Origin of the sequence: Serratia sp. S4 (genome assembly GCF_000347995.1) — a bacterium.
GTDB lineage: Bacteria > Pseudomonadota > Gammaproteobacteria > Enterobacterales > Enterobacteriaceae > Serratia > Serratia quinivorans.
Genome location: NZ_KB661120.1, coordinates 991038 through 1016503, shown reverse-complemented (window position 1 = coordinate 1016503; position 25466 = coordinate 991038). Strand labels below are relative to the sequence as shown.

Genomic DNA, 25466 nt, shown 5'->3' with positions numbered 1-25466 from the left:
GCTTTCCTCCTCTGTAACATTTGGTTACTCTCATCAGCACTGTGATTTAACATTCAAAGGCAACCCGGTGCAGAACTCTTATATGCCGATGCAGATCCGTCTGCACTGGCTGGTGGCGATCCTGCTGATCATCACCTGCACGACGATTGAGCTAAGAGGATTTACCATACCGGGCACCCCGTTATGGTACGTGTTGGTGGTGACCCACTTCAGCTGTGGGGTGACGGTGTTTGTATTGATGATCGCCCGTCTATTCCTGCGCTGGCGCCACACCAGCCCTGCCATCAGCCCGAAACCGGCTAAATGGCAAACCGGCGCGGCGCATCTGGTGCACAGCCTGATTTATCTGTTGCTGCTGACGCTGCCAGTGTTGGGGGTTTATTCCCGCTATCTGGGCGGTAAAGAGTGGTTTCTGTTTGGCCTGCCGATGCCTTTTGCCGAGGTCGCCGATCGGCCGCAGGCGCGGATGATTATCGGCTGGCACAAGACGCTGGCGGCCTTCGGTTATTGGCTGATTGGGCTGCATGCCGCCGCCGCGCTGTTCCATCACTATATCGTTAAGGACAATGCGCTGGTGCGCATGCTGCCGTGGCTGAAAAAGCGTTAACATTTGAATCAACACCATATTTACTGAAAATATATTGCTTAATGTTATGTGGTGTTCTATTTCATACAGTGTCAAATATTATTTAATCAAACTTAGCCTTTCAATAAATATAAATAACTATTGAAACGAAATTTACTCTAAATAGATGATCGGTTGTTGAACTATTCTGTTACATGGGTTTATTCTCATAAAAAGAAACCTAAAAATAATTAATTGCAATAAACAACATATAAGACAAAAAACAACCATTAATATTTTACCCTTTGCATTTCAAAACATTTTTTTATTTCTTGAATTCTCTTTGCGTCTGAAACTCTAACATAAGTATACTTAGTCGAATCTTCACTATAATTAAACGAAACTCCATTTTTTGAACATCGCCCTGTAACAAACTTATTGTTATAAACATTTAATAGGAAAGCACTTGGATTAGTATCAGACTCGTAGATACGAGTACTTTTATAAGCGGCTATTTTACCAGCAGAGTAAAAGAAAATCGCCGAAGTGAAAACAGTTAAAACTAATAATATCGAACGAGACCATAACTCTCGTTTTCTCATACTCAAGATATGTTCATTATCGCCGCCTTGTTCTTCAGCCTCTACAAGATACATTCTTGTTTGCAAGTAAGCGTTAACGGTAATAGCAAGATTAATCGGCAAGTATGCTATATTAGAAATTTCACCAAGTGTGATCGTAGAATCTGAGTCAAGTAACTTTAATGGGTTTTCAAATCCAAAAACAATTAGATATGCAAAAATTAAAATAAGAAATCCAACCGCAAGAGCAACCAATCGTCTCCCGTTTTTCAAAGCTATGTATTGCCCAGTCAAAAGAGTGGCAGCAATAACACCAAACCCTAATAACCAAAACAATGTTTTCAACATAGTATTTATGTCAATATATATAAACTCAGTTGGATATCCAAAATATGAAGAATACCCCCACTGAAACAAGTATGCTATTCCATAGCATAATGCTGTGATTAAAGTAACAATAGGTATTTCATTCTTCAATAAATTATCAATACGCATTTTCAGTCCATTTTATTTTCTTGTTGCCTATTATAAATATAAACACCTAATTTCATACACAGTGAAACTTAATTTACAACCCACAATATCATCATCGGTCAAATATATTAACCTAACTTTAATATCAATAGCGCAACTGTCAACACAACATATATTACCGAGGCTTAAAAATAATATACTCTACTATTCCGATACATTTAGGGCACAGTCCAATGAACTGCGCCCCTGCATTTTTGAAACACCGAACCAAAGCTTAGCTACGAACCAAATCATCACCGTAGCCGATCCATTTGTAGGTGGTCAGAGCATCCAGGCCCATTGGGCCACGGGCGTGCAATTTCTGGGTGCTGACGGCCACTTCTGCGCCAAGGCCGAACTGGCCGCCGTCGGTGAAGCGGGTGCTGGCGTTGACGTACACCGCGCTTGAATCCACCGCACGCACGAAGTGCTCGGCGCTGCTCAGTGAACGGGTGAGGATCGCGTCGGAGTGGCTGGTGCCGTGGGTGCGAATATGGTCGATGGCCTGATCGATGTCATCCACCAGCGCCACGTTCAAATCCAACGACAGCCATTCATCGTCGTAATCTTCCGCCGCTACCGCCACCACCGTTGCCGGGCCGTCTTGCAGCAGTGGCATGGCGTTCTCCGCTGCGTGCAGGGTGACACCGACCGCCGCCATTCTGCTGCTCAGTGCTGGCAAGAACTCTGCGGCGATGTTGCGGTTCACCAGCAGCGTCTCCAGCGAGTTACAGGCGCTTGGGCGTTGAATTTTGGCGTTCTCGATCACCGTCAGTGCTTTGTCGAAATCAACGCTGTCATCAACATAGGTGTGGCAAACGCCGATACCGCCGGTGATCACCGGGATGGTTGACTGTTCGCGGCACAATTTATGCAGACCAGCACCGCCGCGTGGGATCAGCATGTCGACGTAGCGATCCAGGCGCAGCAATTCATTCACCAGTGCGCGATCCGGGCTTTCAATCGCCTGTACCGCCGCAGCCGGCAGGCCGCACTGTTCCAGCGCCTGCTGGATCACCTTCACCGTCGCCTGATTGGTGTGGTGGGTTTCTTTACCGCCACGCAGGATCACCGCGTTGCCGGTTTTCAGGCACAGGCTGGCGACGTCGATGGTGACGTTGGGCCGTGCTTCATAAATCACGCCAATCACGCCGAGCGGCACCCGGCGGCGTTCCAGCTTCAGCCCGCTGTCCAGCAGGCTGCCGTCCAATACGTGGCCGACCGGGTCGTTCAGGCGGCATACCTGACGCACGTCGTTGGCGATCGCCGCCAGGCGTGCCGGGGTCAGTAACAGGCGATCGAGCAGCGCTTCGCTCATTCCGCTGGCGCGTGCCTGCTCCATGTCCTGTTCGTTAGCCTGTAAAATCACTTCGCTTTCGGCTTCCAGTTTGTCGGCAATCACCGACAGCACCTGGTTTTTCTTCGCCGTGCTCAGCACCGCCAGTTGCCAGGAGGCCTGCTTGGCGGCCTTCCCCATCTGCTCGAGCATGCTCACTCCTTAGCTGACAATCATATCGTCGCGGTGAACTGCCACCGGGCCGTATTCATAACCGAGAATTTCGCTGATTTCCTGCGAGTGGTGACCGGCAATCATGCGCATCGCGTCGCTGTTATAACGGCTGACGCCGTGCGCCAGATCGCGCCCCGTCAGGTTGCGGATGCGGATCACTTCGCCACGGGAGAAATCGCCTTTCACCTCGCGGATGCCCTTCGGCAGCAGTGAGCTGCCGCGCGCCATAATGGCGTCGACCGCACCGTCGTCGACGGTGATCTCACCGGCCGGGGGGGCGCCGAAGATCCAGCGTTTGCGGTTTTCCAGCGGGGTTTCCAGCGCGTGGAAACGGGTGCCCACCGGTTTGCCTTCAATCACGTCAGCCACCACGCCCGGCTTGCTGCCGGCGGCGATGATTACGTCGATACCGGCGCGGCAGGCCACGTCGGCGGCTTGCAGCTTGGTGCCCATGCCGCCGGTGCCCAGGCCAGAAACGCTGTCGCCGGCGATGGCGCGCAAGGCGTCGTCGATGCCGTGCACTTCACGGATCAGCTCTGCCTGCGGGTTGTTACGTGGGTCGGCGGTGTACAGCCCCTGCTGATCGGTCAGCAACAACAGTTTGTCGGCCCCGGCCAGGATTGCCGCCAGCGCCGACAGGTTGTCGTTGTCGCCTACCTTGATTTCTGCGGTCGCTACCGCGTCGTTCTCATTGATTACCGGCACGATACGGTTGTCCAGCAACGCCGTCATGGTGTCACGCGCATTGAGGAAGCGTTCGCGGTCTTCCAGATCGGCACGCGTCAGCAACATCTGCCCGACGTGGATGCCATAAATGGAGAACAGTTGCTCCCACAGTTGGATCAACCGGCTCTGCCCGACCGCCGCCAGCAACTGCTTGGAGGCGATGGTGGCGGGGAGTTCGGGGTAACCCAAATGTTCGCGCCCGGCGGCAATCGCGCCGGAGGTGACGATAACGATGCGGTGACCCGCTGCATGCTGTTGTGCGCACTGGCGAACCAGTTCGACAATATGGGCACGGTTAAGACGCAGCGATCCGCCGGTCAACACGCTGGTGCCCAATTTCACAACCAGTGTCTGGCTGCCGTTCATAGTGTTTCTGCCGTGTAAGATGAGAAGAATAATACTAGGGACTTTGTAACAGGAGAGACGCGTTATGCCAACAGGCACAACGCGAAATCAGCAGAATACTTGCGGTCAAACGGGGTCAGGCGGAAAGTTTAATCAGTTTTTCTTTGAAATCAGCGGCGGGTTCAAGCGTCAGCTCCATGGTGGCCAGCAGTTCGCCCAGGCGACGATGGAAATCACGCAGGGTGGTTTCCAGCTTGGTTTTGACTTCAGTATCCTTAATCTTTTCCGGCGTCCACTGCCCTTTCTTATCAAACAGGCCAAACTGATACGAATAGGTAAAACGCGTATCTTCAGCATGCAGTTCGATCCACCAACCCCAAAACTCTCGCAGCTCTGGAGCAGGCTTAACATTGACGCAGACGGCTAAACAATCAAAGAAAAAACGGTCGTTCTCACATTGCCCTTCACGCAGATACGGCCCCAAGCTGGCGAAACGTTTCATTAGTCGGCTTTTAGGGTGACCACTCGGTAACGTCATTCTTAAGCTCCTCAATGTAGACCATTCTTTTTAACAAACTGTTAAAATTTAGCAACTAATTAACGCATTTTATCTTTCATCCAATGGGACATTTGCAGCAGCGCCTTGTGGAAACTGCTGTACACCGGCTTGCGCGGTATAGCGATCAGTTTGCCGTCCATCGAGGACGAAACGATCAGCTGCGACTCTTCTTTCGGGCTGAGCGGATCCTGCTCCCAGTAGCCGGCCAGCATCGGCGTCGGGCAACGGCGGCCCAACAGCCCCTGGGTTTTCAGCGAATAGCTGTTCAACTCGACCTTCAGCACATGATCCGAAGCGTTGGCCATGCCCATCCGGCTGGCCAGCACGTCCATATACATGTCCGGTACGTGCTTCTGGGTGCTGCTGTCGCACAGCAGGCGATGCACCACCGGCCCCAGGCAGGCCACGCCACGCAGCCGCTGTGGCTCCAGATAGGCCAGACGCACCGCCACATTGGCACCAAAGCGGAAACCAAACGCGGTGACGCGCTGATGGTCAATCCAGGGCACTGTGGTTAACTGGGTCAGCACCTGCTGATGCAGGAAGCTGGAATCTTGCGTCAGTTTCCACTTGTAAGAAGAACCGATGGAAGGCATATCAATGGTCAGCATGGCGATGCCCTGCGGTGCCAGATAATCGCGGAAAAGGCGGTGATAGTCGGTCTGCAGGGTATCCAGGCTGCCGCACATCAGTACCGTCGGGAATGGCGCTTCGCCCTTCTCCGGCAAATGCAGGAAGCCGGTGATGCTGCTGCCACCTTCAATGCGAAACTCCAGCTCTTTCAACTGGTACGGCAGTAATAGCGCGGCCTCTTCGTAAGCCCGGTTGGACAACGCCTCCGCCTGCTCGGCCAACTCGTCACCTTTCAGATGCGGGTAGCCGGCAATGCTGTAAAAGTTGGCGGCGTTGAGCCAATACTGGCCGCCGGTCAGCGGATCCTGCTGTTCCAGCGCTCGCTGCTGCCAAAGCATGCCCTGATGCACCCATTCGTAGATCCAGTTGCCATTGCGGTAACCGACCACGGTATCCAGCCATTTGTCGTTGGTGTGTTCCACATCCGCAACGGCAATACGGGCCAGCACTTCGTTGATTTCAATGGGATCGACACCGCGCCAGGCCCACAACAGCGGGTTGAGCATGCGGTACCAATTGCTGACGGTATTGCCTTCCAGCGTGGAATGCAGTTCAGCACTGATTTTACTGCGCGCGCGCAGTACCAGAGTTGAGGTCTCAGGGTGCTTAAATGAGGGTTTGAACAGGATTTCAGAAAGGTTGGCTTGTGCCATGGTAACAACAGCCTCCGTAAATCTGGTAATAGGCCGCAAACAGCCTAATCAACTGGAGGTAGTGTACCTAAGTCTGGAGCGATAAACCCGTCATACTTGAAGCGGATCTGTGGGGCGGAAATCAGAAATGCAAACGCCCGGCGGAACCGGGCGTTTTGGCAAATCGGCGTGGCGAACTTAACGACCGCCGATCGGTGGCACGAAGGTCACCGCCATGTCCCATGGCTGCTCGATCCAGGTATCCTGTGGGATATCAACCACATAATCGTCTACCAGCGGGCGACCTGCCGGCTTGGCAAAGATAGTGACGAAGTGCGCTTTCGGGTACATTTCACGGATCGCTTTCGCGGTGCCGCCGGTATCCACCAGATCGTCGATAACGATAAAGCCTTCACCGTCGCCTTCAGCGCGCTTGAGCACTTTCATTTCGCGTTGGTTGTCATGGTCATAGCTGGAGATGCAGACGGTATCCACGTGGCGAATACCCAGCTCACGCGCCAGTAAGGCAGCCGGTACCAGACCGCCGCGGCTTACGGCAATAATGCCCGTCCATTGGTCAGCAGGCAGCAGGCGGTGAGCCAGTTTGCGCGCTTGCATTTGCAGCATGTCCCAGGTAACAACGTATTTTTCGCTCATAGAATGGTGTCCCAGCCAGCAGTGGTGCGGCTTACTCAGTAATCAGGGGAAAAAAGGTTGCGCGAGATTATAAAGACTGACCGCATCAAATGCCAGTTGTACCTTGGAATTCATAAGTATTTCGTCTGGTGATTGATGCTGAATAAATGAGCAACGACCAACCAAACTAGTGTGATCAAGCGCTTAAACAGCACAATACGGGACGGGCACCGCCCGGAATAAAGTGATATTCTCTGGAGATCGTGCCAAAGCCGCACAGATGCCCCTAACCCTAACCGAGCGGCATTCCCGCACTGCCGAGAATGCTGTTACAGGAGACTTATAGTGTCTGAATTGTCTCAACTTTCGCCACAGCCGCTGTGGGATATTTTTGCCAAAATCTGCTCTATTCCGCATCCTTCTTATCATGAAGAAGCGCTGGCACAGCACATCCTCGAGTGGGCCAAAGAGAAAAACCTGCACGCCGAGCGTGACCATGTAGGCAACATCCTGCTGCGTAAGCCGGCCACCAAAGGCATGGAAAACCGCAAGCCGGTCGCCCTGCAGGCGCACCTGGATATGGTGCCGCAGAAAAATAACGACACCGTGCACGACTTCACCAAGGATCCGATTCAGCCGTACATCGACGGTGAGTGGATCAAGGCGCGCGGCACCACGCTGGGTGCCGACAACGGCATCGGCATGGCCTCCGCGCTGGCCGTGCTGGCCGACGACAGCGTCGAACACGGCCCGCTGGAAGTGCTGTTGACCATGACCGAAGAAGCCGGTATGGACGGTGCATTTGGCCTGCAGGCTAACTGGCTGCAAGCGGATATCCTGATCAACACCGACTCAGAAGAGGAAGGCGAGATCTACATGGGTTGCGCCGGCGGTATTGATTTCATCACCACCCTGCCACTGCAGCGCGAAGCCGTGCCTGCCGGTTATCAGACCCTGAAGCTGACGATCAAAGGCCTGAAAGGCGGCCACTCTGGCGCGGATATCCACGTTGGGCTGGGCAACGCCAACAAACTGCTGGCACGCTTCCTGTTTGATCATACCGCTGAGCTGAACCTGCGCCTGCTGGATCTGAACGGCGGTACGCTGCGCAATGCTATTCCGCGTGAAGCCTCTGCGGTGGTTGCCGTGCCGGCCGAGAAAGCCGATGCGCTGAAAGCGCTGAGCCAGGCGTTCCTGGCTACCCTGCAAAACGAGCTGGCTGCCAAAGAGAAGAACATTACCGTCTTGCTGGAGCCTGTCACCAGCACCTCGCAGGCGATGACCAGCGATAGCCAACAGCGTTTTGTAGCGCTGCTCAATGGCACGCCAAACGGTGTGATCCGCATGAGCGACGCGGTGAAAGGCGTGGTGGAAACCTCACTGAACGTGGGCGTGGTCACCACCAGCGACAGCGAAGCAGAAATCATCTGCCTGATCCGCTCGTTGATCGACAGCGGTAAAGACTACGTGGTCGGCATGCTGACCGCTCTGGGTCAGTTGGCCAACGCCAAAGTGGCACCCAAAGGCGGCTACCCAGGCTGGCAGCCGGACGCAGACTCACCGGTAATGCATCTGGTGCGCGAGATTTATCAGGATCTGTTCAACAAGACGCCGAACATCATGGTGATCCACGCCGGTCTGGAATGCGGTCTGTTCAAAAAACCGTACCCAAACATGGATATGGTGTCGATTGGGCCAACCATCACCGGGCCACACTCGCCGGATGAGCAGGTGCATATCGAAAGCGTGGGCCTGTACTGGAAGTTGCTGACCGCACTGCTGAAGGCTATCCCAGAGCGCGCGTAAAATATTACAGATGACTTAGTGATTAAGCCAAGGGCGCAAACTTGAATTGCGCCCTTGTTATTCCCAGGGTAGCAGCAGTTGCCGCTCCAGTTGCGGATCCAGCAGCGTCACGTGCAACCCGACCAGTCGCACCCCGCGCCCTTCGCGCCGCTCACGCCATACCTGCCGTGCCACGTTGATTAAATCGTCTTTATTCAGTACCGGCCAAACATGTTCCTGCGTCGTTTGCTGGAAATCCTGAAACTTCAGTTTTACCCCCTGCCGGGCGATGTGCAGATCCGGTTTCACCTTACGCAACCGCAGTTCCAGCTCGGGATAGAGTTTGTCGACAATCAACGCTTCGCAGTCTTCCCAGTCATGGATATCTTCCGCCAGCGTGCGCTCCACCCCCACCGATTTACGCAACCGCTCTGGCGAAACCTCACGCAGATCGATCCCCTGACAACGCTCCCACAGCACCCGGCCAAACTTGCCGAAGCGCTTTAACAGCGCCGCCAAATCGTACTGCTGTACGTCGGCGCAGGTGATCAGCCCCACTTCTTCCAGCCGTTTGGCGGTCACTTTGCCCACGCCGGGGATTTTACTCAGCGGTAACTGCTGTAAAAAAGCCGGCACCTGCGCCGGGGTGATGACGTATTGTCCGTTCGGCTTATTCAACTCTGAGGCAATTTTGGCGAGGAACTTGATCGGCGCGATACCGGCAGAAGCGGTAAGGTTGAGTTCATCGGAGATAGTCTGGCGGATTTGCTCGGCGATCAACGTCGCCGAGCCGTTGCACTGGCGGCAGTCGGTCACGTCCAGATAGGCTTCATCCAGCGACAGCGGTTCAATCAGCGGGGTGTAGCGGGCGAAGATTTCGCGGATATGCTGCGAGGCTTCCTTATACGCCGCCATGCGCCCGGGCAGCAGCTTAAGGTGCGGGCAAAGCTTGAGCGCCATCGCCGTCGACATCGCACTGTGCACACCATAGCGGCGTGCAGGATAGTTGGCGGTGCTGATCACCCCACGCCGGTCGGCACTGCCACCGATCGCCAACGGAATATCGCGCAGGCTGGGATCGTCGCGCATTTCTACCGCCGCGAAGAAGCAGTCCATATCGACATGAATGATTTTACGCATCGCGCCTCCAATAACACTGTATAAGTATACAGGCAACAATGGAAAGCTCAAGCCTCGGCTCTACTCGGAGAAAACAGGCTTTCACCCAATTATCTTCGACTTGTTAAAAAAGCGTAATTTTTCAATAGTACACTGTGGCAAATTAGTCGCCACAGTTACTGACAACAATAACTCTACGCACAGGATGGTGCCCTACATGAAAACATTATCGGTCTATTTGCTAGCCTCAGCCTTATCCCTGATATCCCTTGCTGCTACCGCCGCTCCCGCCATTATCGCTCACCGTGGTGGAACCGCCGACGCTCCTGAAAATACCCGCGTCGCCATTGAAACCGCACTGAAAAACGGCGCCGACGCCATCTGGATCACCCTGCAGGAATCCAAAGACGGCGTGATCGTGCTTTACCGCCCTTCGGATCTGAAAGCGCTAACCGATCGGCAGGGATTGGTTTCCGCCTTTACCGCTGCGCAACTGGCGAAAGTTGACGCCGGTTGGTCATTTGCCAAAGGTGAAACCCATCCGTTCCGGGGTAAAGGCATTGGCATTCCACGTTTGGATGAGATCCTCAATGCCTTCCCCAAGGTTAACTTCTATCTGGATATCAAATCCCCAGACGCAGACCCGGCCCAGTTCGGCAAAGCCCTGCTGGCAACGCTGGAAAAAACCAACAGCCTGAACCGTACCCGCGTGTACTCCACTGATGCCAAATATCTGCAGGCGTTGCCGCCCACGATCAAACGTTTTGAAACCCGCGATGAAACCCGCGACCTGCTGGCGAATATCAGCCTGTCGCATCTGTGTGAGCTGAAGCCAGACCATCAGCAACCGCGCTGGTACGGACTGGAACTGAAAAGAGAAGTGGAAGTGGTGGAGAAATTTACCCTGGGTGAAGGGCGCTCCAAGGCGTTTCTGACCTGGGATAAAGAATCGATCGACTGCTTCCGTTCGCAAGGCCCGGCGCACATCATTCTGTTCGGCATCAACACCCCGGCTGAATACCAGCAGGCGCTGGCGCTGGGTGTAGACGGGGTTATGGTTAACTCACCGGCTGAAGCCAGAGAGTTTGCCAAGGCCAAATAACCGATTTAAAACGCTGTAAAAAGGGGCGCTGTATGCGCCCCAGTTATTCAGATAATCCGGTGTTTTTCCAACTGTTGCTGGCGCAACGCCTCTTTCTCCAGACGCTTTTTACGCGCATCGCAGGGTTCTGGACAGTCACAGACTTTATCCATCCCCAACGCCGTGATCCCGCCGCAGCTGCCTTGCAGGCTTTTACGCTTGAACACGTACCCCAACGACATCCCGCCGACAATCAGCAGAAACAACACAAAGCTGGCGACAAATACTGTCAACATAGCGACCTCACAAGCTCTTGTTCAAATAGGGTTTGAACGCTTCGGAGTAGCGCTCTTCAAAACCTTTGGCGGTTTTCACAATCATGAACACCGGGATCCCCATCAGGTTCGCCAACGCCATGCCGCGCTCCGGCCCCAATACGTTCAACCCGGTCGACAGACCATCGGCGGCCATACAGGTCGGGCTCAGCACCGTAACCGACACCAGATGATGATGGATCGGCTTGCCAGTAACCGGATCTATGGTGTGCGAATAACGCACGCCGTCCTGTTCGAAGTAGTTGCGATAATCCCCCGAGGTGGCGATCGACATCTCGCCCGGCTGGATCACCAGTTGCGCCTTCTGCTCCATGCCGGCCGTCGGCCGTTCAATGGCGATACGCCACGGTTTTTTCTCACCGTTGTGGCCACGAGTACGGACCTCACCGCCAATATCCACCATGTAGTTCTTAACCTGCTGCGATTGCAGATACTGGGCAATCACATCCACCCCGTAGCCCTTGGCGATCGAGGAGAGATCGACATACAGCTCAGGAATGCTCTTTACCAATGCATTGCCCTGCACCGAAAGCTTGTCGATACCGGTCCAGGCGCGGCGGCGCTCCAGTTCGGCAGCGCTCGGCACCTTGTCCGGCCGCCCTTCCGGGCCGAAGCCCCACAGATTAACCAGCGGCCCGACGGTCACGTCCAGCGCGCCGTCGGTGACGCGGTTAATGCGCAGCGCTTCCAGCACCACCTCGGTGGTTGCTGCCGATACCGGGAAGGGTTTATCAACAGCGCGACTGGCGTTGAAGCGGCTCAGTTCAGAGCCTGGACGGTAGGTGGACATCTGGTCATTCACCAACTCCAGCCGCTTGTCGATCTCCGCCTGTATTTTGGCGGCAGACGGCGTGTCATCACCGGTGACGTAGCGAACTGAATACGATGTCCCCATGGTTTTGCCATCGAGATTGACCTGCTCCGGTCCGCAGCCGGTCAATAACAGGATGGCGCTGAGCGCCACCGTCGTCATCAACCCCTTCATTGCCCATGCGCGCATTTAGCCACCAAAGTCATCAAGCATGATATTTTCGTCTTCGACGCCCAGGTCTTTCAGCATCTTGATCACCGCAGCGTTCATCATTGGCGGACCGCACATGTAAAACTCACAGTCTTCCGGGGCCGGATGGTTCCGCAGATAGTTCTCCAACAGAACATTATGGATAAAGCCGGTGTAACCCGTCCAGTTATCCTCAGGCTGCGGATCGGAAAGCGCCACATGCCAGGTAAAGTTCTCGTTCTCTGCCTGCAGTTGGTTGAAATCTTCCTCGTAGAACATCTCACGCAGTGAACGCGCGCCGTACCAGAAGGTGATTTTACGCTTCGACTTCAGGCGATTGAGCTGGTCAAAGATGTGCGAACGCATCGGTGCCATACCGGCACCGCCGCCGATAAAGATCATTTCCGCGTCGGTGTCCTTGGCAAAGAACTCGCCGAACGGCCCGGAGATCGTCACCTTGTCCCCGGCCTTTAACGACCAGATATAAGAGGACATGATGCCCGGCGGTACGTCAGGATCGCGCGGTGGGGGCGTGGCGATGCGCACGTTGAGCATAATAATGCCCTTTTCGTCCGGGTAGTTGGCCATCGAGTAGGCACGTACCGTGGTTTCATTCACTACCGAGCGGTAGCGGAACAGGTTGAACTTGTCCCAGTCGCCACGGTACTCGTCAGGCACGTCAAAATCGGCATAGCTGATATCGTGTGCAGGCGCTTCGATCTGGATAAACCCCCCGGCGCGGAACGGCACGTCTTCCCCATCAGGGATTTTCAGCTTCAGCTCTTTGATAAAAGTGGCTTTGTTATCATTGGAGATAACCTCGCACTCCCACTTTTTCACCCCGAAGATCTCTTCCGGCAGCTCGATTTTCAGGTTCTGTTTCACGTTCACCTGACAAGCCAGTCGGCAGCCCTCTTTCGCTTCACGCTTGTTGATGTGCGACAGTTCGGTCGGCAGGATATCGCCGCCGCCCTCTTTGATCACCACCCGGCACTGGCCGCAAGAGCCGCCGCCACCGCAGGCGGACGAAACGAAGATCCCCTGGCTGGAGAGCATGTTCAGCAGCTTGTCACCCGCGGGAGCGGTAAAGCTCTTGTCGAGATCGCCGTTAACTTCTACCGCAATGTCACCGGTGTTCACCAGCCTGGATTTGGCGAACAGGATGAGCAACACCAACACCATAACGATGCCGGTAAACATCGCGACGCCTAAAATAATTTCCATAAATTCTTCCCGCCTTTACAACTGAACACCGGAGAAGGACATAAAGCCCAACGCCATCAGCCCGGTGGTGATAAAGGTAATGCCCAGGCCGCGCAACCCTGCGGGGACATTGGCATACTTGAGTTTTTCGCGGATCCCCGCCATCGCGACAATCGCCAACATCCAGCCGGTGCCGGAGCCGAATCCGTACACCACTGATTCAGCGAAGTTGTAGTCACGTTGCACCATGAAGGACACGCCGCCGAAGATGGCGCAGTTCACGGTGATAAGCGGCAGGAAAATGCCGAGTGCGTTGTACAGCGACGGGAAGAAGCGATCGAGGATCATCTCCAGAATCTGCACCAGCGCCGCAATCACGCCGATAAAGGTAATGAAGTTGAGGAAGCTCAGATCAACACCTTCCACCAGCGCGCCGTCGCGCAGGATCAGGTTGTAGACCAGGTTGTTCACCGGCACGGAGATCCCGAGCACCAGGGTCACCGCGATGCCCAAACCAAAGGCAGTCGATACCTTCTTCGATACCGCCAGGAAGGTACACATCCCCAGGAAGAACGCCAACGCCATGTTCTCAACGAACACCGCGCGTACAAACAGGCTGATATAATGTTCCATCGGCCATTACTCCTTTTCGATCTGCGCTGGTTTCAGGCTGCGTAGCGCCCAAATCAGCAGGCCGATGATAAAGAACGCGCTCGGTGCCAGCAGGAACAGGCCGTTCGGTTGATACCAGCCGCCGTTCTGCACCGTTTCCAGCACCGGAATGCCAAACAGCTTGCCGGAACCGAACAGCTCACGCAGGAAACCGACCAACACCAGGATCACCCCGTAGCCCAAGCCGTTGCCGATACCGTCCATAAAACTCTCGATCGGTGGCGATTTCATGGCATAGGCTTCGGCACGCCCCATCACGATACAGTTGGTGATGATCAGGCCGACAAACACCGACAGCTGCTTGGATATCTCGAACGCATAGGCGCGCAGCAACTGATCGACCACAATCACCAACGAGGCGATAATCGCCATCTGCACGATGATGCGCACGCTGTTCGGGATATGGTGGCGGATCAACGAAATAAAGAAGCTGGAGAACGCGGTGACCAGCGTTACTGCGATGGTCATCACCACCGCCGTTTCCAGCTTGGTGGTCACCGCCAGCGCAGAACAGACACCCAGCACCTGCAAGGCAATCGGGTTGTTGTCGAACAACGGTCCTAAAAGGACCCGTTTAATCTCTTTGGAATCAGCCATTTTTCAGCGCTCCTTCACGAACTTTTTGCAGGAACGGGCCAAAGCCGTGCTCGCCCAACCAGAAGTCAAAAGTATGCTGCACGCCGTTGGAGGTCAGCGTGGCACCGGACAAGCCGTCCACCCCATGCTCATCCCCCTGACGCGCCCCGCCTTTCACCACGCGGATCGCCGGTTTGCCGCTGTCATCAAACAGCTTTTTACCGATCCACTGCTGACGCCAACCGGCATTTTCGACCTCACCACCCAGCCCCGGAGTTTCCCCTTGCTGGTAGTAAGTGATGCCCTTCACCGTGTTGCCGTCGTTATCCAGCGCCACAAAGGCATACATCATCGACCACAGGCCGGTACCGTAGACCGGCAGCACGATTTTGTTGACCGCCCCGCTGTCGTCGCGCACCAGGTAGATTTCCGCCTGGTTGCTGCGACGCTTGATGCCGGCCGGATCGTCAGCCGCCGGTAGCGCTACGCTTTTGGCGTTATCACGCAGGGCTGCGGGCAGATCGAACGCCGTCGCGTTACCCGCAACAAATTCACCGCTGTTCAAATCCAGCAGACGTGGTTCGATACGTTGGGTGAACAGCGTCTTGACCTGCTCGCCTTCCATTTTCGGCTGCAGCAAACCGGCCACGTCGAGAATATTGCGCTGTTTGTCGAGCAACTTCTGTTCTTGCTGTTTGGACTTCAGGCCGACGGCGGAACCCGCCACCACCACAGAACACACCAGGCACAGCAGCAGTACCACCAGCAGCGTTTTACCGATGCTGTCGTTTTTAGATTCATTCGCCACGGGCTTTTCTCCGCTTGATGTTGGCCTGCACCACCAGGTAATCGAACAGCGGTGCGAACAGGTTGGCGAACAGGATCGCCAGCATCATGCCTTCCGGATAGGCCGGATTGACCACCCGGATCAGCACGCACATCACGCCAATCAAAATGCCGTACCACCACTTCCCCTTGTTGGTGAACGAGGCGGAAACCGGATCGGTAGCCATAAAGATCATGCCGAAGGCGAAGCCGCCCAACACCAGGTGCCAGTACCAAGGCATGGCAAACAGCGGGTTGGTGGTAGAGCCGATACTGTTGAACAGGAAGGCGGTAGCCATCATGCCGAGCATCACGCCGGCGACAATGCGCCAGGAAGCTACGCGGCCAAACAGGATTATCGCTCCGCCGAGCAGGATCATCAGCGTGGAGACTTCACCCACCGAGCCGGGAATGTTGCCGAGGAACGCATCCATCCAACTGATGGACTGGCCGGTAGCCACGTTGCTCAGGCTGTGTGCCCCGCCCGCGCTCCACTGTGCCAGCGGCGTCGCGCCAGAGAAACCGTCGGCGGAGGTCCACACCAGGTCACCGGAAATCTGCGCCGGATAAGCAAAGAACAGGAACGCACGCCCAGCCAAGGCCGGATTAAGGAAGTTGCGTCCGGTACCGCCAAATATCTCTTTCGCCACCACTACGCCGAAGGTGATCCCCAGCGCGGCCTGCCACAGCGGCAGCGTGGGCGGCACAATCAGTGCAAACAGGATTGAGGTGACGAAGAAGCCTTCGTTGATCTCATGCTTGCGAATGACCGCGAACAACACCTCCCAGAAACCACCGACCAGGAACACCACGGCGTAAATCGGCAGGAAATAGCAGGCGCCCAGCACCATTTTGCTGATCCAGCCCGCGTCCGCCGCCAGCGATGCCCCCAGCCATTGTGCCAACCGATAGTGCCAATCCCCCGCCAGCACCTGCTGCAGTTGATCGCCACTGTAAAGGTGGTGCAATGCCGGAATGGCCTGTTGGCCGACGTTGTACATGCCCCAGAACATCGCCGGGAATACCGCCAGCCACACCAGGATCATCATACGTTTCAGGTCGATGGCATCGCGCACGTGCGAAGCCCCGCGCGTCACCAAACCAGGGGTATAGAACACCGTGGTAGTCGCTTCAAACAGCGGATACCACTTTTCCAGCTTGCCGCCCGGTGTGAAGTGATGCTCGATTTTTTCAAAAAAATTCTTCAGGCCCATCGGTTATCCTTCCTGCTCAATCTTGGTCAGCACATCGCGCAGCACCGGAGCGTATTCATACTTGCCGGGGCAAACGAAGGTGCACAGCGCCAGATCTTCTTCATCCAGCTCCAGACAGCCCAACGCCTGTGCGCTGTCGCTGTCGCCCGCCAGCAGGTCGCGCAGCAGCAGGGTCGGCAGGATATCCAGCGGCATCACCCGCTCGTAGTTGCCAATCGGCACCATTGCACGCTCACCGCCGTGGGTGGTAGTCGAGAAGGCGAACAGTTTGTTCTTCAGGAAATGGCCCAGCGTAGTACGGGTGATGGAAAATTTATCCGGTGATGGGGCGATCCAACCGAATAACTCTTTATCGCGCCCTTCCTGCAGTACGGAAACCAGCGAATGGAAACGGCCGAGGTAAGCATTCGGCCCGGCAACGTGGGTGCCGCTCAGCACCGAACCGGAAATCACCCGGTTCTCACCGGCTTTCAGACGCCCGGCGGTCAGTTCGTCGATGCTGGCACCCAACCGGGTGCGCAGCAACACCGGCTGTTCCACCTGCGGGCCGGCCAGTGCCACCACCCGACGGGTATCGAGTTTGCCGGTGGTGAACAAGGTGCCGATGGCGATCGCATCCTGATAGCCGATATGCCAGACGGTTTTTTTCAAACTGACCGGCTCGAGGAAATGAATATGGGTGCCCACCAACCCGGCAGGATGTGGACCGGCGAATTCGTTATAGGTCACCTGCGCATCGGGTTGTTTGCCCAGGTTCGCGCCCGCGGCATGGCAAACGTGCACCTTGCCGTCGGTCAGCCTGGCCAATACCGCAAGTCCGGCGTTGAACGCTGCCAACTGCTCGGCGATGATCACCTGCGGATCGGCAGCCAGCGGCTGGCTGTCCATGGCGGTAACAAAAATGGCACGTGGAGTGCTACCCGGTGCAGGCGTTTTACTGAATGGGCGGGTACGTAGCGCAGTCCACAGACCGCTGGCGAGTAATTCGCTTTCAACCTGTTCCCGCGGCAGCATCGCCAGTTCGGCAACCGGATAATGAGCAAACTCCAGTTGCTCATCGCCGCCATTTTCAACGGCGATAACTACCGACTGCAATACGCGCCGTTCACCGCGGTTGATCGAAAGAATGCGGCCACTGGCGGGTGCGGTGAAGAAAACCCCGGGGGTCTTTTTATCTTCGAACAGCGCCTGGCCTTTCTTAACGCTCTCGCCTTCCTGCACCAGCATAGACGGGCGCATTCCGACATAATCTTCCCCAAGCAGGGCGACATGCTGAATGATTGGGCCGTCCTGAATCGCCTGAGCCGGAGCTCCGGCAATGGGCAGATCTAACCCTTTTCTGATTTTAATCATAGGATTTATACGATGTTGGTTAGTTTCACACGTCTTACCGGCCCCAGAGGCTGGTGCTGACGATGCCTGGATGATGAGGCCGCTTCGGCAGCCTCTGGGTTGAGCGAAACGGCATCACGCTCAACATGAAATCTTTCGCACTGACAAAATGGGGTAACGTACATTCCCTTGATTAACTCCTGCGTCCATTTTTTGCGCGCTAATTCGAGGCGGAATATTAACATTTTTCACAACATTTTTCTGCGTCAGGCAGTGACCTGAGTCAAGCAAACACAATTAAATTTCGGCTGTTTCGCCCCACTAATCGTTAAAATCTGCCTGTCGATTCACTTTTATCGAAGTTTGTAGTTTTTTTATACACAACACATATTGCTAAAAAAGAACACACTGGTAATCTGACGGTGTTTTAAGACCGTAAAACAATAATCAGTGGCATGTTGGCCAAGTGCATTGAGCCAGCAGATAAATATAAGCAGGAATAATAATGAGCAAAATCGCGTTGTTGTTTGCGATGCTTTTTTCTATGCCGATGATCACGGCCTGCAGCGCCAGCGAGCAGGTTCCCGAGGTTCCGGTAGTTAAGCAGCAATTAGTAGGGTCACCGGTCTATATTCAGATCTTCAAAGAGGAACGCACGCTGGAATTGTATGCCAAAATGGGCAACGAATTCCGTCTGGTGAACTCTTTCCAAATCTGTAATTTCTCCGGCGGCCTCGGCCCGAAACGCCGTGAAGGTGACTTTAAGAGTCCGGAAGGCTTTTATAGCGTCGACGCGCGTCATCTGAAACCCGACAGTAAGTATTATCGAGCCATCAATATCGGCTTCCCGAATGATTACGATAAATCACAGGGTTATTCCGGCGCTTATCTGATGATCCACGGTGAATGTAAATCTATTGGGTGTTATGCAATGACCAACACCTATATGGATGAGATTTATCGCTACGTCGAAGCCGCGTTTGCTTACGGCCAGAGCCGGATTGATATCAGTATCTATCCGTTCCGCATGACCGACAAGAACCTGAAACGCCACAGCTCCTCCAGCTACATCGCCTTCTGGCGCCAGCTGAAGCCGGGTTATGACTACTTCGTCAAAAACCACCAGCCGCCGATGGTCAGCGTAGCCAATGGCCAGTACGTGTTGGGTCAGCCCGTGCTGAGCAGCGGCCAGATGACGCAGTATGCGTCAACCACGGCTCCCACTGTCAGTACCAATCCCTTCGCTCAGACCAAGCCGCTCACCGAAGTGAAATAGTGCGAATTCACCTGGCGCAATCTTGTGCCAGGTTTCATTCGCCGTCAGCGGCTGGGTAGCAATCACCGTGACCACATCGTTAGGCGTGGTCTGCTGCTGAAAATCAATCTCTACGTCCTGATCGAGCAGCGTGGCTTTGCCAAACGGCGCGCGACGCGTGATCCAGTACAGGTTGGTCGAACAATAAGCCATCACAAAGCGCCCATCCGACAGCAACATATTGAATACCCCCTTCTGACGCAGTTGATCCGCCAGCAAAGCGATATAACGGAAAACCGGCGGCCAGCGGCTCGGGGTGCGCGGATATTTCAGGGAAAGCTGATGCAGCAGCCAGCAGAAAGCGTATTCGCTGTCAGTCTGGCCCACCGGACGGAAAGTGCCGGTTTCCAACTGACGGTAGCCTTTCAACTGGCCATTGTGCGCATAGGTCCAGTTACGGCCCCACAGTTCACGGGTAAAGGGATGGGTATTTTCCAGCGCCACTTCACCACGATTGGCCTGACGGATATGCGACACCACCGCGCAGGATTTGATCGGGTATTCCTGCACCAGACGGGCAATCGGCGAGTCGAAACTCGGCTGGGGATCCTTAAACGTGCGGCAACCGTTCCCTTCGTAGAAGGTAATGCCCCAACCATCTTTATGTGGCCCGGTACGGCCACCGCGCTGAACCAGCCCGGTAAAGCTAAAGCAAATATCGGTCGGTACGTTTGCGCTCATCCCGAGCAGTTCACACATCGCCAGCACTCCTTAACCACACTGACACCGTTTATTAGGGCGCGACCTGCCGCACCCCGGTGCATTATTAACGGGGGCAATATGCCCCCTAAAGCCGTTAAGCCTTAACCATCTCTTTTTCAATCAGCTGAATCAAGATGTGGATCGCTTTGATATGAATTTCCTGAATGCGGTCTGCGTAACCGAAGTGTGGTACGCGGATTTCCACATCGGCAGAACCGGCCATTTTGCCGCCGTCTTTGCCGGTCAGGGTGATCACTTTCATCCCTTTGGCGCGCGCAGCTTCGATGGCTTTAATAATGTTGCCGGAATTGCCGGAGGTGGAAATGCCCAGCAAGACGTCGCCTTCACGACCTACCGCTTCCACATAGCGTGAAAACACATACTCGTAACCAAAGTCGTTGCTGACGCAAGACAAGTGGCTAACGTCGGAAATAGCAATCGCCGGATAACCCGGACGGTTTTCACGGTAGCGGCCGGTCAACTCTTCGGCAAAGTGCATCGCGTCACAGTGGGAGCCACCGTTACCGCAAGAAATGACTTTCCCGCCGGCTTTAAAGGAATCGGCCAGCAGCACTGCTGCGCGTTGGATAGCGTCGATATTGGCGTCGTCATTGATAAATTTCGCCAGGGTATCGGCCGCTTCGTTCAGTTCACTGCGAATAAGGTCGTGGTACATGAGGAACCTCTTGTTATCGTCAATCTTCCGCTCCGCAGTGTAACGGATCGGGGAAAAACCGAGAAGCATTGTCAGTCAAACAGCAGCCCGGTTGAGGCAGCGATGAGGTTTTTGATGATTGATGCGGTCAGTTTGTGACTTAAGTTGTAATTAAACTGTAAATGCATTGATAAAAATATGGGGTTGTACTAAAACCTATTACATACACACAACAGGTCAGACCTCTTGCCACTTTGGAGCTTCTTATGATGGTTCTTAGTATTGTTGTTTTGCTGGCACTCATTGGTGTGGTGTTTTATCACCGAGTGAACCTCACCCTCAGTAGCCTTATTCTTCTGGCGTACACCGCCGCCATGGGCGCTATCGGCCTGTGGAGCTTCTGGATGCTGCTGCCGCTGGCGATTATCCTGCTGCCGTTGAACGTCACCTCATTGCGCCGTTCAATGCTGTCCGCCCCGGCGCTGCGCGCATTCCGCAAGGTGATGCCGCCAATGTCCACCACCGAAAAGGAAGCGATCGAAGCCGGGACCACTTGGTGGGAAGGCGATCTGTTCCGCGGTACGCCGGACTGGAACAAGCTGCATAACTACCCGAAACCGCAGCTGACCGCCGAAGAGCAAGCGTTCATCGACGGCCCGGTGGAAGAAGCCTGCCGCATGGCCAACGACTTCCAAATCACCCACGAGCTGGCCGATTTGCCGCCGGAGCTGTGGGCATACCTGAAAGAACACCGCTTCTTCGCGATGATCATCAAAAAAGAATACGGCGGCCTGGACTTCTCTCCTTATGCTCAGGCGCGCGTGCTGCAAAAACTGTCCGGTGTTTCCGGTATTCTGGCCATCACCGTCGGCGTGCCAAACTCCCTCGGCCCCGGTGAACTGCTGCAGCATTACGGTACTGACGAACAGAAAAACCATTACCTGCCAGGCCTGGCGCGCGGCGACGAGATCCCTTGTTTCGCCCTGACCAGCCCGGAAGCCGGTTCCGATGCCGGGGCCATTCCGGACGTCGGCACCGTCTGCATGGGCGAGTGGCAAGGCGAACAGGTGCTGGGCATGCGCCTGACCTGGAACAAACGCTATATCACGCTGGCACCGGTTGCGACCGTGCTGGGCCTGGCGTTCAAACTGTATGACCCGAATCACCTGCTGGGCGATAACGAATCACCGGGCATCACCTGTGCGCTAATCCCAACCAGCACCCCAGGTGTTGAAATCGGTAACCGTCACTTCCCGCTGAACGTGCCGTTCCAAAATGGCCCAACCCGCGGTAATGACGTGTTCGTCCCTATTGACTACATCATCGGCGGGCCAAAAATGGCCGGTCAGGGCTGGCGTATGCTGGTTGAGTGCCTGTCGGTAGGCCGTGGCATCACCCTGCCTTCCAACTCGACCGGTAGCGTGAAGTCCATGGCACTGGCGATTGGGGCATACGCCCATATCCGCCGTCAGTTCAAGCTCTCAATCGGCAAGATGGAAGGTATCGAAGAGCCACTGGCGCGTATCGCCGGTAACACCTACGTGATGGATGCCGCGGCTACGCTTATCACCAGCGGCCTGATGCTGGGCGAGAAACCGGCCGTGCTGTCGGCCATCGTGAAATACCACTGTACCCATCGCGGCCAGCAGGCAATCATTGATGCAATGGATATCGCCGGCGGTAAAGGCATCATGCTGGGTAAATCCAACTTCCTGGCCCGAGCCTATCAGGGCGCGCCTATCGCCATCACGGTAGAAGGCGCCAATATCCTGACTCGTACCATGATGATCTTCGGTCAGGGGGCTATCCGCTGCCATCCTTACGTGCTGGACGAAATGGCTGCAGCGCAGAAGAACGACCTGAACGCCTATGACAAATTGCTGTTCGGTCATCTGGGCCACGTGGGCAGCAACAAGGTGCGCAGCTTCTGGCTGGGCCTGACTAACGGTCGCACCAGCAGCACACCAACCAAAGACGCGACTCGTCGTTACTATCAACAGTTGAACCGCCTGAGCGCTAACCTGGCGCTGTTGTCAGACGTTTCCATGGGCGTGCTGGGTGGCAGCCTGAAGCGCCGTGAGCGTATCTCCGCCCGTCTGGGAGATATCCTCAGCCAAATGTATCTGGCTTCTGCGGCACTGAAACGTTTTGAAGATGAAGGCCGTCAGAAAGAAGATTTGCCGCTGGTACATTGGGCCGTACAGGACAGTCTGCATCAGGCAGAACAGGCACTGGATGACCTGCTGCGCAACTTCCCGAACCGCTTTATCGCCGGAGTGATGCGCCTGGTCGTCTTCCCGTTAGGCCGTGTCCATACTGCACCGTCTGACCGTCTGGATCACCAATTGGCCAAGATCATCCAACAGCCGTCTGCTACCCGTAGCCGTCTGGGCCGTGGCCAGTATCTGACACCCAGCGAGCATAACCCGGTAGGCCTGCTGGAAGCCGCACTGTCTGACGTGATCGCCGCCGAACCGATTCACGACCGTCTGTGCAAGGCGGCCGGCAAGAATCTGCCGTTCACTCGACTGGATCGTCTGGCACAACGTGCACTGGAAGAAGGCAAGATCAGCGCCGACGAGGCGAAGATCCTGGTGAAAGCCGAGGAGAGCCGTCTGCGTTCCATCAACGTGGATGACTTCGAGCCGGATGCGCTGGCGGCCAGTAAGCCGGAAAAGCCGCTCAAGCAGGATAAGCGCCTGAAACACACCGAAGCCGCGTAACTGCAAAAAACTGACTTACCCAGGGGCGATAATCATCGCCCCTTTTCTATTTCTGCTTAAAAATGCGCAGTGCTCCGCAACGTTGCCAGAACGGCTAATTTAACCCCGGGGATAATCGGATAGACTGCGAATGGGTGCTCTGGATCTTTCTGTCCGGAGCCTTGGTAACAGATAGAAAGAGAAAGGCCCCGAGTCGATATTATCAACCCGAGGCCACTCTGAACGTCTAGCAACGTCAGGTTAGCCTCTTCCCCGCCGCAAGGCAAGGATAAGGAGGTCAAAAATGCAGCAAGAACGGGTCGTTCTGAGGCTGATGATTATCTGCATCACGCTGATAGCGCTGATGTGGATCACCCGTGGTTCGCTATGTGAACTGCGCATCACACTGGGAGACACGGAGGTAGCCGCCATTTTGGCTTACGAAACCGAAGGGTAAGGCAACCCAACGGCGGGGTTCGCCCCGCCTGTTGGTTGTTGACGACGGATCCATGAGCACCCTTCCCCTCAGCCAGACTTACGGATTTGCATCATCGACCCCTTTCACCGGCATTCCGTTCAAAACTGCGCGGTGCTCCGCAACGTTGCCAGAACGGCTAATTTAACCTCGGGGATAATCGGATAGACTGCGGGTGGGTGCTCTGGATCTTTCTGTCCGGAGCCTTGTATCGGTAACGGATAGAAAGAGAAAGGCCCCGAGTCGATGTAATCAACCCGAGGCCACTCTGAACGTCTCAACAACGTCAGGTTAGCCTCTTCCCCGCCGCAAGGCAAGGATAAGGAGGTCAAAAATGCAGCAAGAACGGGTCGTTCTAAGGCTGATGATTATCTGTATCACGCTGATAGCGCTGATGTGGATCACCCGCGGTTCGCTATGTGAACTGCGCATCACACTGGGAGACACGGAGGTAGCCGCCATTTTGGCTTACGAAACCGAAGGGTAAGGCAACCCAACGGCGGGGTTCGCCCCGCCTGTTGGTTGTTGACGACGGATCCATGAGCACCCTTTTTTCACGGTATCCAGGAGATTTAACCGTTCTGGCGAATACGCGCCAACAACGCATCGATATGCTCAATCTGGGGCGCATTCACAATCAACGCTCGACCCAACCCCAAAGCGTTGCGCTGACATTCGGCACGCATCTCGGCGTCACCGATACTGTCCAGATCGGCAACGTGCGCCAGACCGATAGTACGGCGGATCAACTCACTGCCGCAGTAGCCGACGGCATCTGTCCACACCTGCTGCAGGAACTGTTCGGCATAACCCGGCACCGCCAGTGCCGCTTCGCGGGTCTGTTGGTGGCACAATGCCAGGAAGCGATCGGCGAAAATCAACCACAGCTCGCGCACATCCTGCAGACGTTGCTCACGCCCGGCAGCGGCGTCGCGCGGCCCGAACAGGCCCGGTAGACCGCAGTAATTCAATAACAGATTACCCAGCGCGGTACCGACGTCAAAACCGATCGGGCCATAGAAGCCGAACTCGGCGTCGATCGCCTTCAGCTTACCTTCCGCAACAAAAACCGAACCGCTGTGAATATCCCCATGCAACAGCGCTTCCGCCTTGCTCAGGAAACGATGCTTCAGCCCGGCGACCGCCAGTCTCAGCGCTGCATCGTCACGCAGTTCAAGCACCTGCGGCAACAGCGCCGGATCAAACTGATTGCGCTCATGGTCGATATAGGGATCGGTAAAGAACAGATCTTCGGTGATCTGGCACAGTTCGGGGTTACTAAAACGGCTGACCTCCGCTTTTTTCTCCTGCGCGGTCTGATAAAAGTCGGAAGTATGGAACAGGGTTTGCGCCAAATATTCTGCCAGTTGCCCTGCCGCCAAGGGGTAATAGTGGCCCTTGACCAATTCGCTGCGCCAGATGTGATGATCCGAAAGATCTTCCTGCACCATCACCGCCAATTCGGCATCGTGATGGAGTACCTTTACCGTATGCCTTGGGCAAAAACCGCCGTGAATCAACAGGGTTTCCGCTTCAATGCGCGCCCGATCAAGCGTTAGCGGCCAGGATTCGCCCACACAACGTACATACGGCAGCGCCTGCTTTACAATCACCCGGCTAACGCCGTCACGATCGCGGATCTTGAACACCAGGTTCAGATTGCCGTCACCAATCTCGTCAGCGCTTACCAACGCCTGTGGATCGGCTAACTGCCCGTATTGACGAGCATATTCAACGGCATCAGCAGCAGTAAACGTACGATAATGTGACATCCC

General features: G+C 55.2%; 25 protein-coding genes. 7 read left to right on the top strand and 18 right to left on the bottom strand.

All coding sequences use genetic code 11. From position 1 onward, the window contains the following. Window positions 1-82: 82 nt before the first annotated feature. Entirely contained in the window at window positions 83-607 is a 525-nt protein-coding gene (cybB, locus tag SERS4_RS0105390; RefSeq protein ID WP_083906176.1) for a cytochrome b561, read from the top strand. A gap of 248 nt (window positions 608-855) precedes the next feature. On the opposite strand, the gene SERS4_RS0105385 is transcribed toward cybB, so the two are convergent. The 6 genes from SERS4_RS0105385 to gpt form a co-directional block, all read right to left on the bottom strand. Continuing rightward, window positions 856-1641 (bottom strand): hypothetical protein, encoded by a 786-nt coding sequence (locus SERS4_RS0105385; protein WP_017891742.1) that lies wholly within the window; start codon window positions 1639-1641, stop codon window positions 856-858. 253 nt (window positions 1642-1894) lie between these two features. After that, complete coding sequence (gene proA / locus SERS4_RS0105380; protein ID WP_017891741.1) at window positions 1895-3148, bottom strand: glutamate-5-semialdehyde dehydrogenase; 1254 nt, start codon at window positions 3146-3148, stop codon at window positions 1895-1897. A 9-nt stretch (window positions 3149-3157) separates the two neighbouring features. Next, window positions 3158-4261: a glutamate 5-kinase gene (gene proB, locus SERS4_RS0105375; RefSeq protein WP_012005410.1), complete on the bottom strand. Its 1104-nt coding sequence runs from the start codon at window positions 4259-4261 to the stop codon at window positions 3158-3160. Window positions 4262-4376: 115 nt separating this feature from the next. After that, on the bottom strand, window positions 4377-4778 hold the full coding sequence (gene crl, locus SERS4_RS0105370; RefSeq protein WP_012005409.1) for a sigma factor-binding protein Crl: 402 nt from the start codon (window positions 4776-4778) through the stop codon (window positions 4377-4379). A 59-nt stretch (window positions 4779-4837) separates the two neighbouring features. Beyond that, window positions 4838-6085, bottom strand: a complete 1248-nt coding sequence (gene frsA / locus SERS4_RS0105365; protein WP_017891739.1) for an esterase FrsA — start codon at window positions 6083-6085, stop codon at window positions 4838-4840. 177 nt (window positions 6086-6262) lie between these two features. Continuing rightward, on the bottom strand, window positions 6263-6721 hold the full coding sequence (gene gpt / locus SERS4_RS0105360) for a xanthine phosphoribosyltransferase (protein WP_012005407.1): 459 nt from the start codon (window positions 6719-6721) through the stop codon (window positions 6263-6265). Window positions 6722-7045: 324 nt separating this feature from the next. Between gpt and pepD the strand changes: the two genes are divergently transcribed. Further along, window positions 7046-8506, top strand: a complete 1461-nt coding sequence (gene pepD, locus SERS4_RS0105355; protein ID WP_012005406.1) for a beta-Ala-His dipeptidase — start codon at window positions 7046-7048, stop codon at window positions 8504-8506. A gap of 57 nt (window positions 8507-8563) precedes the next feature. Here pepD and dinB read toward each other — a convergent pair whose 3' ends face one another. Further along, the gene (gene dinB / locus SERS4_RS0105350) at window positions 8564-9625 is read right to left on the bottom strand and encodes a DNA polymerase IV (RefSeq protein ID WP_017891738.1); all 1062 of its coding nucleotides are present in this window, start codon (window positions 9623-9625) and stop codon (window positions 8564-8566) included. 196 nt (window positions 9626-9821) lie between these two features. On the opposite strand from dinB, the gene SERS4_RS0105345 reads away from it, so the two are divergent. Next, the gene (locus SERS4_RS0105345; protein ID WP_017891737.1) at window positions 9822-10706 is read left to right on the top strand and encodes a glycerophosphodiester phosphodiesterase family protein; all 885 of its coding nucleotides are present in this window, start codon (window positions 9822-9824) and stop codon (window positions 10704-10706) included. A 47-nt stretch (window positions 10707-10753) separates the two neighbouring features. On the opposite strand, the gene nqrM is transcribed toward SERS4_RS0105345, so the two are convergent. Genes nqrM through SERS4_RS0105305 form a run of 8 tightly spaced genes read right to left on the bottom strand, consistent with a single transcriptional unit; the run spans window position 10754 to window position 17863 of the window. After that, the gene (gene nqrM / locus SERS4_RS0105340; protein WP_012005403.1) at window positions 10754-10981 is read right to left on the bottom strand and encodes a (Na+)-NQR maturation NqrM; all 228 of its coding nucleotides are present in this window, start codon (window positions 10979-10981) and stop codon (window positions 10754-10756) included. A gap of 7 nt (window positions 10982-10988) precedes the next feature. Next, window positions 10989-12020, bottom strand: a complete 1032-nt coding sequence (locus tag SERS4_RS0105335; RefSeq protein WP_026142220.1) for an FAD:protein FMN transferase — start codon at window positions 12018-12020, stop codon at window positions 10989-10991. Next, on the bottom strand, window positions 12021-13244 hold the full coding sequence (gene nqrF, locus SERS4_RS0105330; RefSeq protein ID WP_012005401.1) for an NADH:ubiquinone reductase (Na(+)-transporting) subunit F: 1224 nt from the start codon (window positions 13242-13244) through the stop codon (window positions 12021-12023). Window positions 13245-13259: 15 nt separating this feature from the next. Beyond that, entirely contained in the window at window positions 13260-13856 is a 597-nt protein-coding gene (nqrE, locus tag SERS4_RS0105325) for an NADH:ubiquinone reductase (Na(+)-transporting) subunit E (RefSeq protein ID WP_012005400.1), read from the bottom strand. A gap of 6 nt (window positions 13857-13862) precedes the next feature. Next, window positions 13863-14492, bottom strand: coding sequence for an NADH:ubiquinone reductase (Na(+)-transporting) subunit D (locus tag SERS4_RS0105320; RefSeq protein ID WP_012005399.1), 630 nt, complete (start codon window positions 14490-14492; stop codon window positions 13863-13865). Beyond that, entirely contained in the window at window positions 14485-15279 is a 795-nt protein-coding gene (locus SERS4_RS0105315; protein WP_017891735.1) for a Na(+)-translocating NADH-quinone reductase subunit C, read from the bottom strand. Before SERS4_RS0105315 ends, SERS4_RS0105320 begins: the two co-directional genes overlap by 8 nt. Then, window positions 15269-16510, bottom strand: coding sequence for an NADH:ubiquinone reductase (Na(+)-transporting) subunit B (locus SERS4_RS0105310; protein WP_012005397.1), 1242 nt, complete (start codon window positions 16508-16510; stop codon window positions 15269-15271). Before SERS4_RS0105310 ends, SERS4_RS0105315 begins: the two co-directional genes overlap by 11 nt. 3 nt (window positions 16511-16513) lie before the next feature. Continuing rightward, the gene (locus SERS4_RS0105305; RefSeq protein WP_012005396.1) at window positions 16514-17863 is read right to left on the bottom strand and encodes a Na(+)-translocating NADH-quinone reductase subunit A; all 1350 of its coding nucleotides are present in this window, start codon (window positions 17861-17863) and stop codon (window positions 16514-16516) included. Window positions 17864-18347: 484 nt separating this feature from the next. Here SERS4_RS0105305 and dpaA point away from each other — a divergent pair, with 484 nt between their 5' ends. After that, a complete protein-coding gene (gene dpaA, locus SERS4_RS0105300) occupies window positions 18348-19118 on the top strand; it encodes a peptidoglycan meso-diaminopimelic acid protein amidase (protein ID WP_012005395.1) in 771 nt (256 codons plus the stop codon). On the opposite strand, the gene SERS4_RS0105295 is transcribed toward dpaA, so the two are convergent. Continuing rightward, window positions 19050-19856 (bottom strand): class II glutamine amidotransferase, encoded by an 807-nt coding sequence (locus SERS4_RS0105295; protein ID WP_012005394.1) that lies wholly within the window; start codon window positions 19854-19856, stop codon window positions 19050-19052. The genes dpaA and SERS4_RS0105295 overlap by 69 nt on opposite strands. Before the next feature lie 97 nt (window positions 19857-19953). Continuing rightward, on the bottom strand, window positions 19954-20535 hold the full coding sequence (lpcA, locus tag SERS4_RS0105290; RefSeq protein WP_004949058.1) for a D-sedoheptulose 7-phosphate isomerase: 582 nt from the start codon (window positions 20533-20535) through the stop codon (window positions 19954-19956). 245 nt (window positions 20536-20780) lie between these two features. Between lpcA and fadE the strand changes: the two genes are divergently transcribed. From fadE to SERS4_RS0105275, 3 genes are all read left to right on the top strand, one after another. Continuing rightward, window positions 20781-23237 carry an acyl-CoA dehydrogenase FadE gene (gene fadE / locus SERS4_RS0105285; protein WP_017891734.1) on the top strand — a complete coding sequence of 819 codons (2457 nt, stop codon included), beginning with the start codon at window positions 20781-20783 and terminating at the stop codon, window positions 23235-23237. A 283-nt stretch (window positions 23238-23520) separates the two neighbouring features. Further along, entirely contained in the window at window positions 23521-23673 is a 153-nt protein-coding gene (locus SERS4_RS0105280) for a Hok/Gef family protein (RefSeq protein ID WP_012005392.1), read from the top strand. Window positions 23674-24025: 352 nt separating this feature from the next. Then, window positions 24026-24178 (top strand): Hok/Gef family protein, encoded by a 153-nt coding sequence (locus tag SERS4_RS0105275; RefSeq protein ID WP_012005392.1) that lies wholly within the window; start codon window positions 24026-24028, stop codon window positions 24176-24178. An 85-nt stretch (window positions 24179-24263) separates the two neighbouring features. Here the strand turns inward: SERS4_RS0105275 and mtnK are convergent, their stop codons facing one another. Further along, window positions 24264-25463 carry an S-methyl-5-thioribose kinase gene (gene mtnK / locus SERS4_RS0105270; RefSeq protein WP_017891733.1) on the bottom strand — a complete coding sequence of 400 codons (1200 nt, stop codon included), beginning with the start codon at window positions 25461-25463 and terminating at the stop codon, window positions 24264-24266. Window positions 25464-25466 lie beyond the last annotated feature (3 nt).

Excerpts from the sequence above, each read along its gene's own strand:
- proB (WP_012005410.1), bottom strand. The coding sequence starts at position 4,261 with ATGAACGGCAGCCAGACACTGGTTGTGAAATTGGGCACCAGCGTGTTG.
- nqrF (WP_012005401.1), bottom strand. The coding sequence starts at position 13,244 with ATGGAAATTATTTTAGGCGTCGCGATGTTTACCGGCATCGTTATGGTG.
- fadE (WP_017891734.1), top strand. The coding sequence starts at position 20,781 with ATGATGGTTCTTAGTATTGTTGTTTTGCTGGCACTCATTGGTGTGGTG.
- nqrM (WP_012005403.1), bottom strand. The coding sequence starts at position 10,981 with ATGTTGACAGTATTTGTCGCCAGCTTTGTGTTGTTTCTGCTGATTGTC.
- nqrE (WP_012005400.1), bottom strand. The coding sequence starts at position 13,856 with ATGGAACATTATATCAGCCTGTTTGTACGCGCGGTGTTCGTTGAGAAC.
- proA (WP_017891741.1), bottom strand. The coding sequence starts at position 3,148 with ATGCTCGAGCAGATGGGGAAGGCCGCCAAGCAGGCCTCCTGGCAACTG.
- SERS4_RS0105385 (WP_017891742.1), bottom strand. The coding sequence starts at position 1,641 with ATGCGTATTGATAATTTATTGAAGAATGAAATACCTATTGTTACTTTA.
- SERS4_RS0105305 (WP_012005396.1), bottom strand. The coding sequence starts at position 17,863 with ATGATTAAAATCAGAAAAGGGTTAGATCTGCCCATTGCCGGAGCTCCG.
- crl (WP_012005409.1), bottom strand. The coding sequence starts at position 4,778 with ATGACGTTACCGAGTGGTCACCCTAAAAGCCGACTAATGAAACGTTTC.
- SERS4_RS0105310 (WP_012005397.1), bottom strand. The coding sequence starts at position 16,510 with ATGGGCCTGAAGAATTTTTTTGAAAAAATCGAGCATCACTTCACACCG.
- cybB (WP_083906176.1), top strand. The coding sequence starts at position 83 with ATGCCGATGCAGATCCGTCTGCACTGGCTGGTGGCGATCCTGCTGATC.
- gpt (WP_012005407.1), bottom strand. The coding sequence starts at position 6,721 with ATGAGCGAAAAATACGTTGTTACCTGGGACATGCTGCAAATGCAAGCG.
- SERS4_RS0105275 (WP_012005392.1), top strand. The coding sequence starts at position 24,026 with ATGCAGCAAGAACGGGTCGTTCTAAGGCTGATGATTATCTGTATCACG.
- SERS4_RS0105280 (WP_012005392.1), top strand. The coding sequence starts at position 23,521 with ATGCAGCAAGAACGGGTCGTTCTGAGGCTGATGATTATCTGCATCACG.
- dinB (WP_017891738.1), bottom strand. The coding sequence starts at position 9,625 with ATGCGTAAAATCATTCATGTCGATATGGACTGCTTCTTCGCGGCGGTA.
- SERS4_RS0105345 (WP_017891737.1), top strand. The coding sequence starts at position 9,822 with ATGAAAACATTATCGGTCTATTTGCTAGCCTCAGCCTTATCCCTGATA.
- frsA (WP_017891739.1), bottom strand. The coding sequence starts at position 6,085 with ATGGCACAAGCCAACCTTTCTGAAATCCTGTTCAAACCCTCATTTAAG.
- lpcA (WP_004949058.1), bottom strand. The coding sequence starts at position 20,535 with ATGTACCACGACCTTATTCGCAGTGAACTGAACGAAGCGGCCGATACC.
- SERS4_RS0105295 (WP_012005394.1), bottom strand. The coding sequence starts at position 19,856 with ATGTGTGAACTGCTCGGGATGAGCGCAAACGTACCGACCGATATTTGC.
- SERS4_RS0105320 (WP_012005399.1), bottom strand. The coding sequence starts at position 14,492 with ATGGCTGATTCCAAAGAGATTAAACGGGTCCTTTTAGGACCGTTGTTC.
- dpaA (WP_012005395.1), top strand. The coding sequence starts at position 18,348 with ATGAGCAAAATCGCGTTGTTGTTTGCGATGCTTTTTTCTATGCCGATG.
- SERS4_RS0105335 (WP_026142220.1), bottom strand. The coding sequence starts at position 12,020 with ATGCGCGCATGGGCAATGAAGGGGTTGATGACGACGGTGGCGCTCAGC.
- mtnK (WP_017891733.1), bottom strand. The coding sequence starts at position 25,463 with ATGTCACATTATCGTACGTTTACTGCTGCTGATGCCGTTGAATATGCT.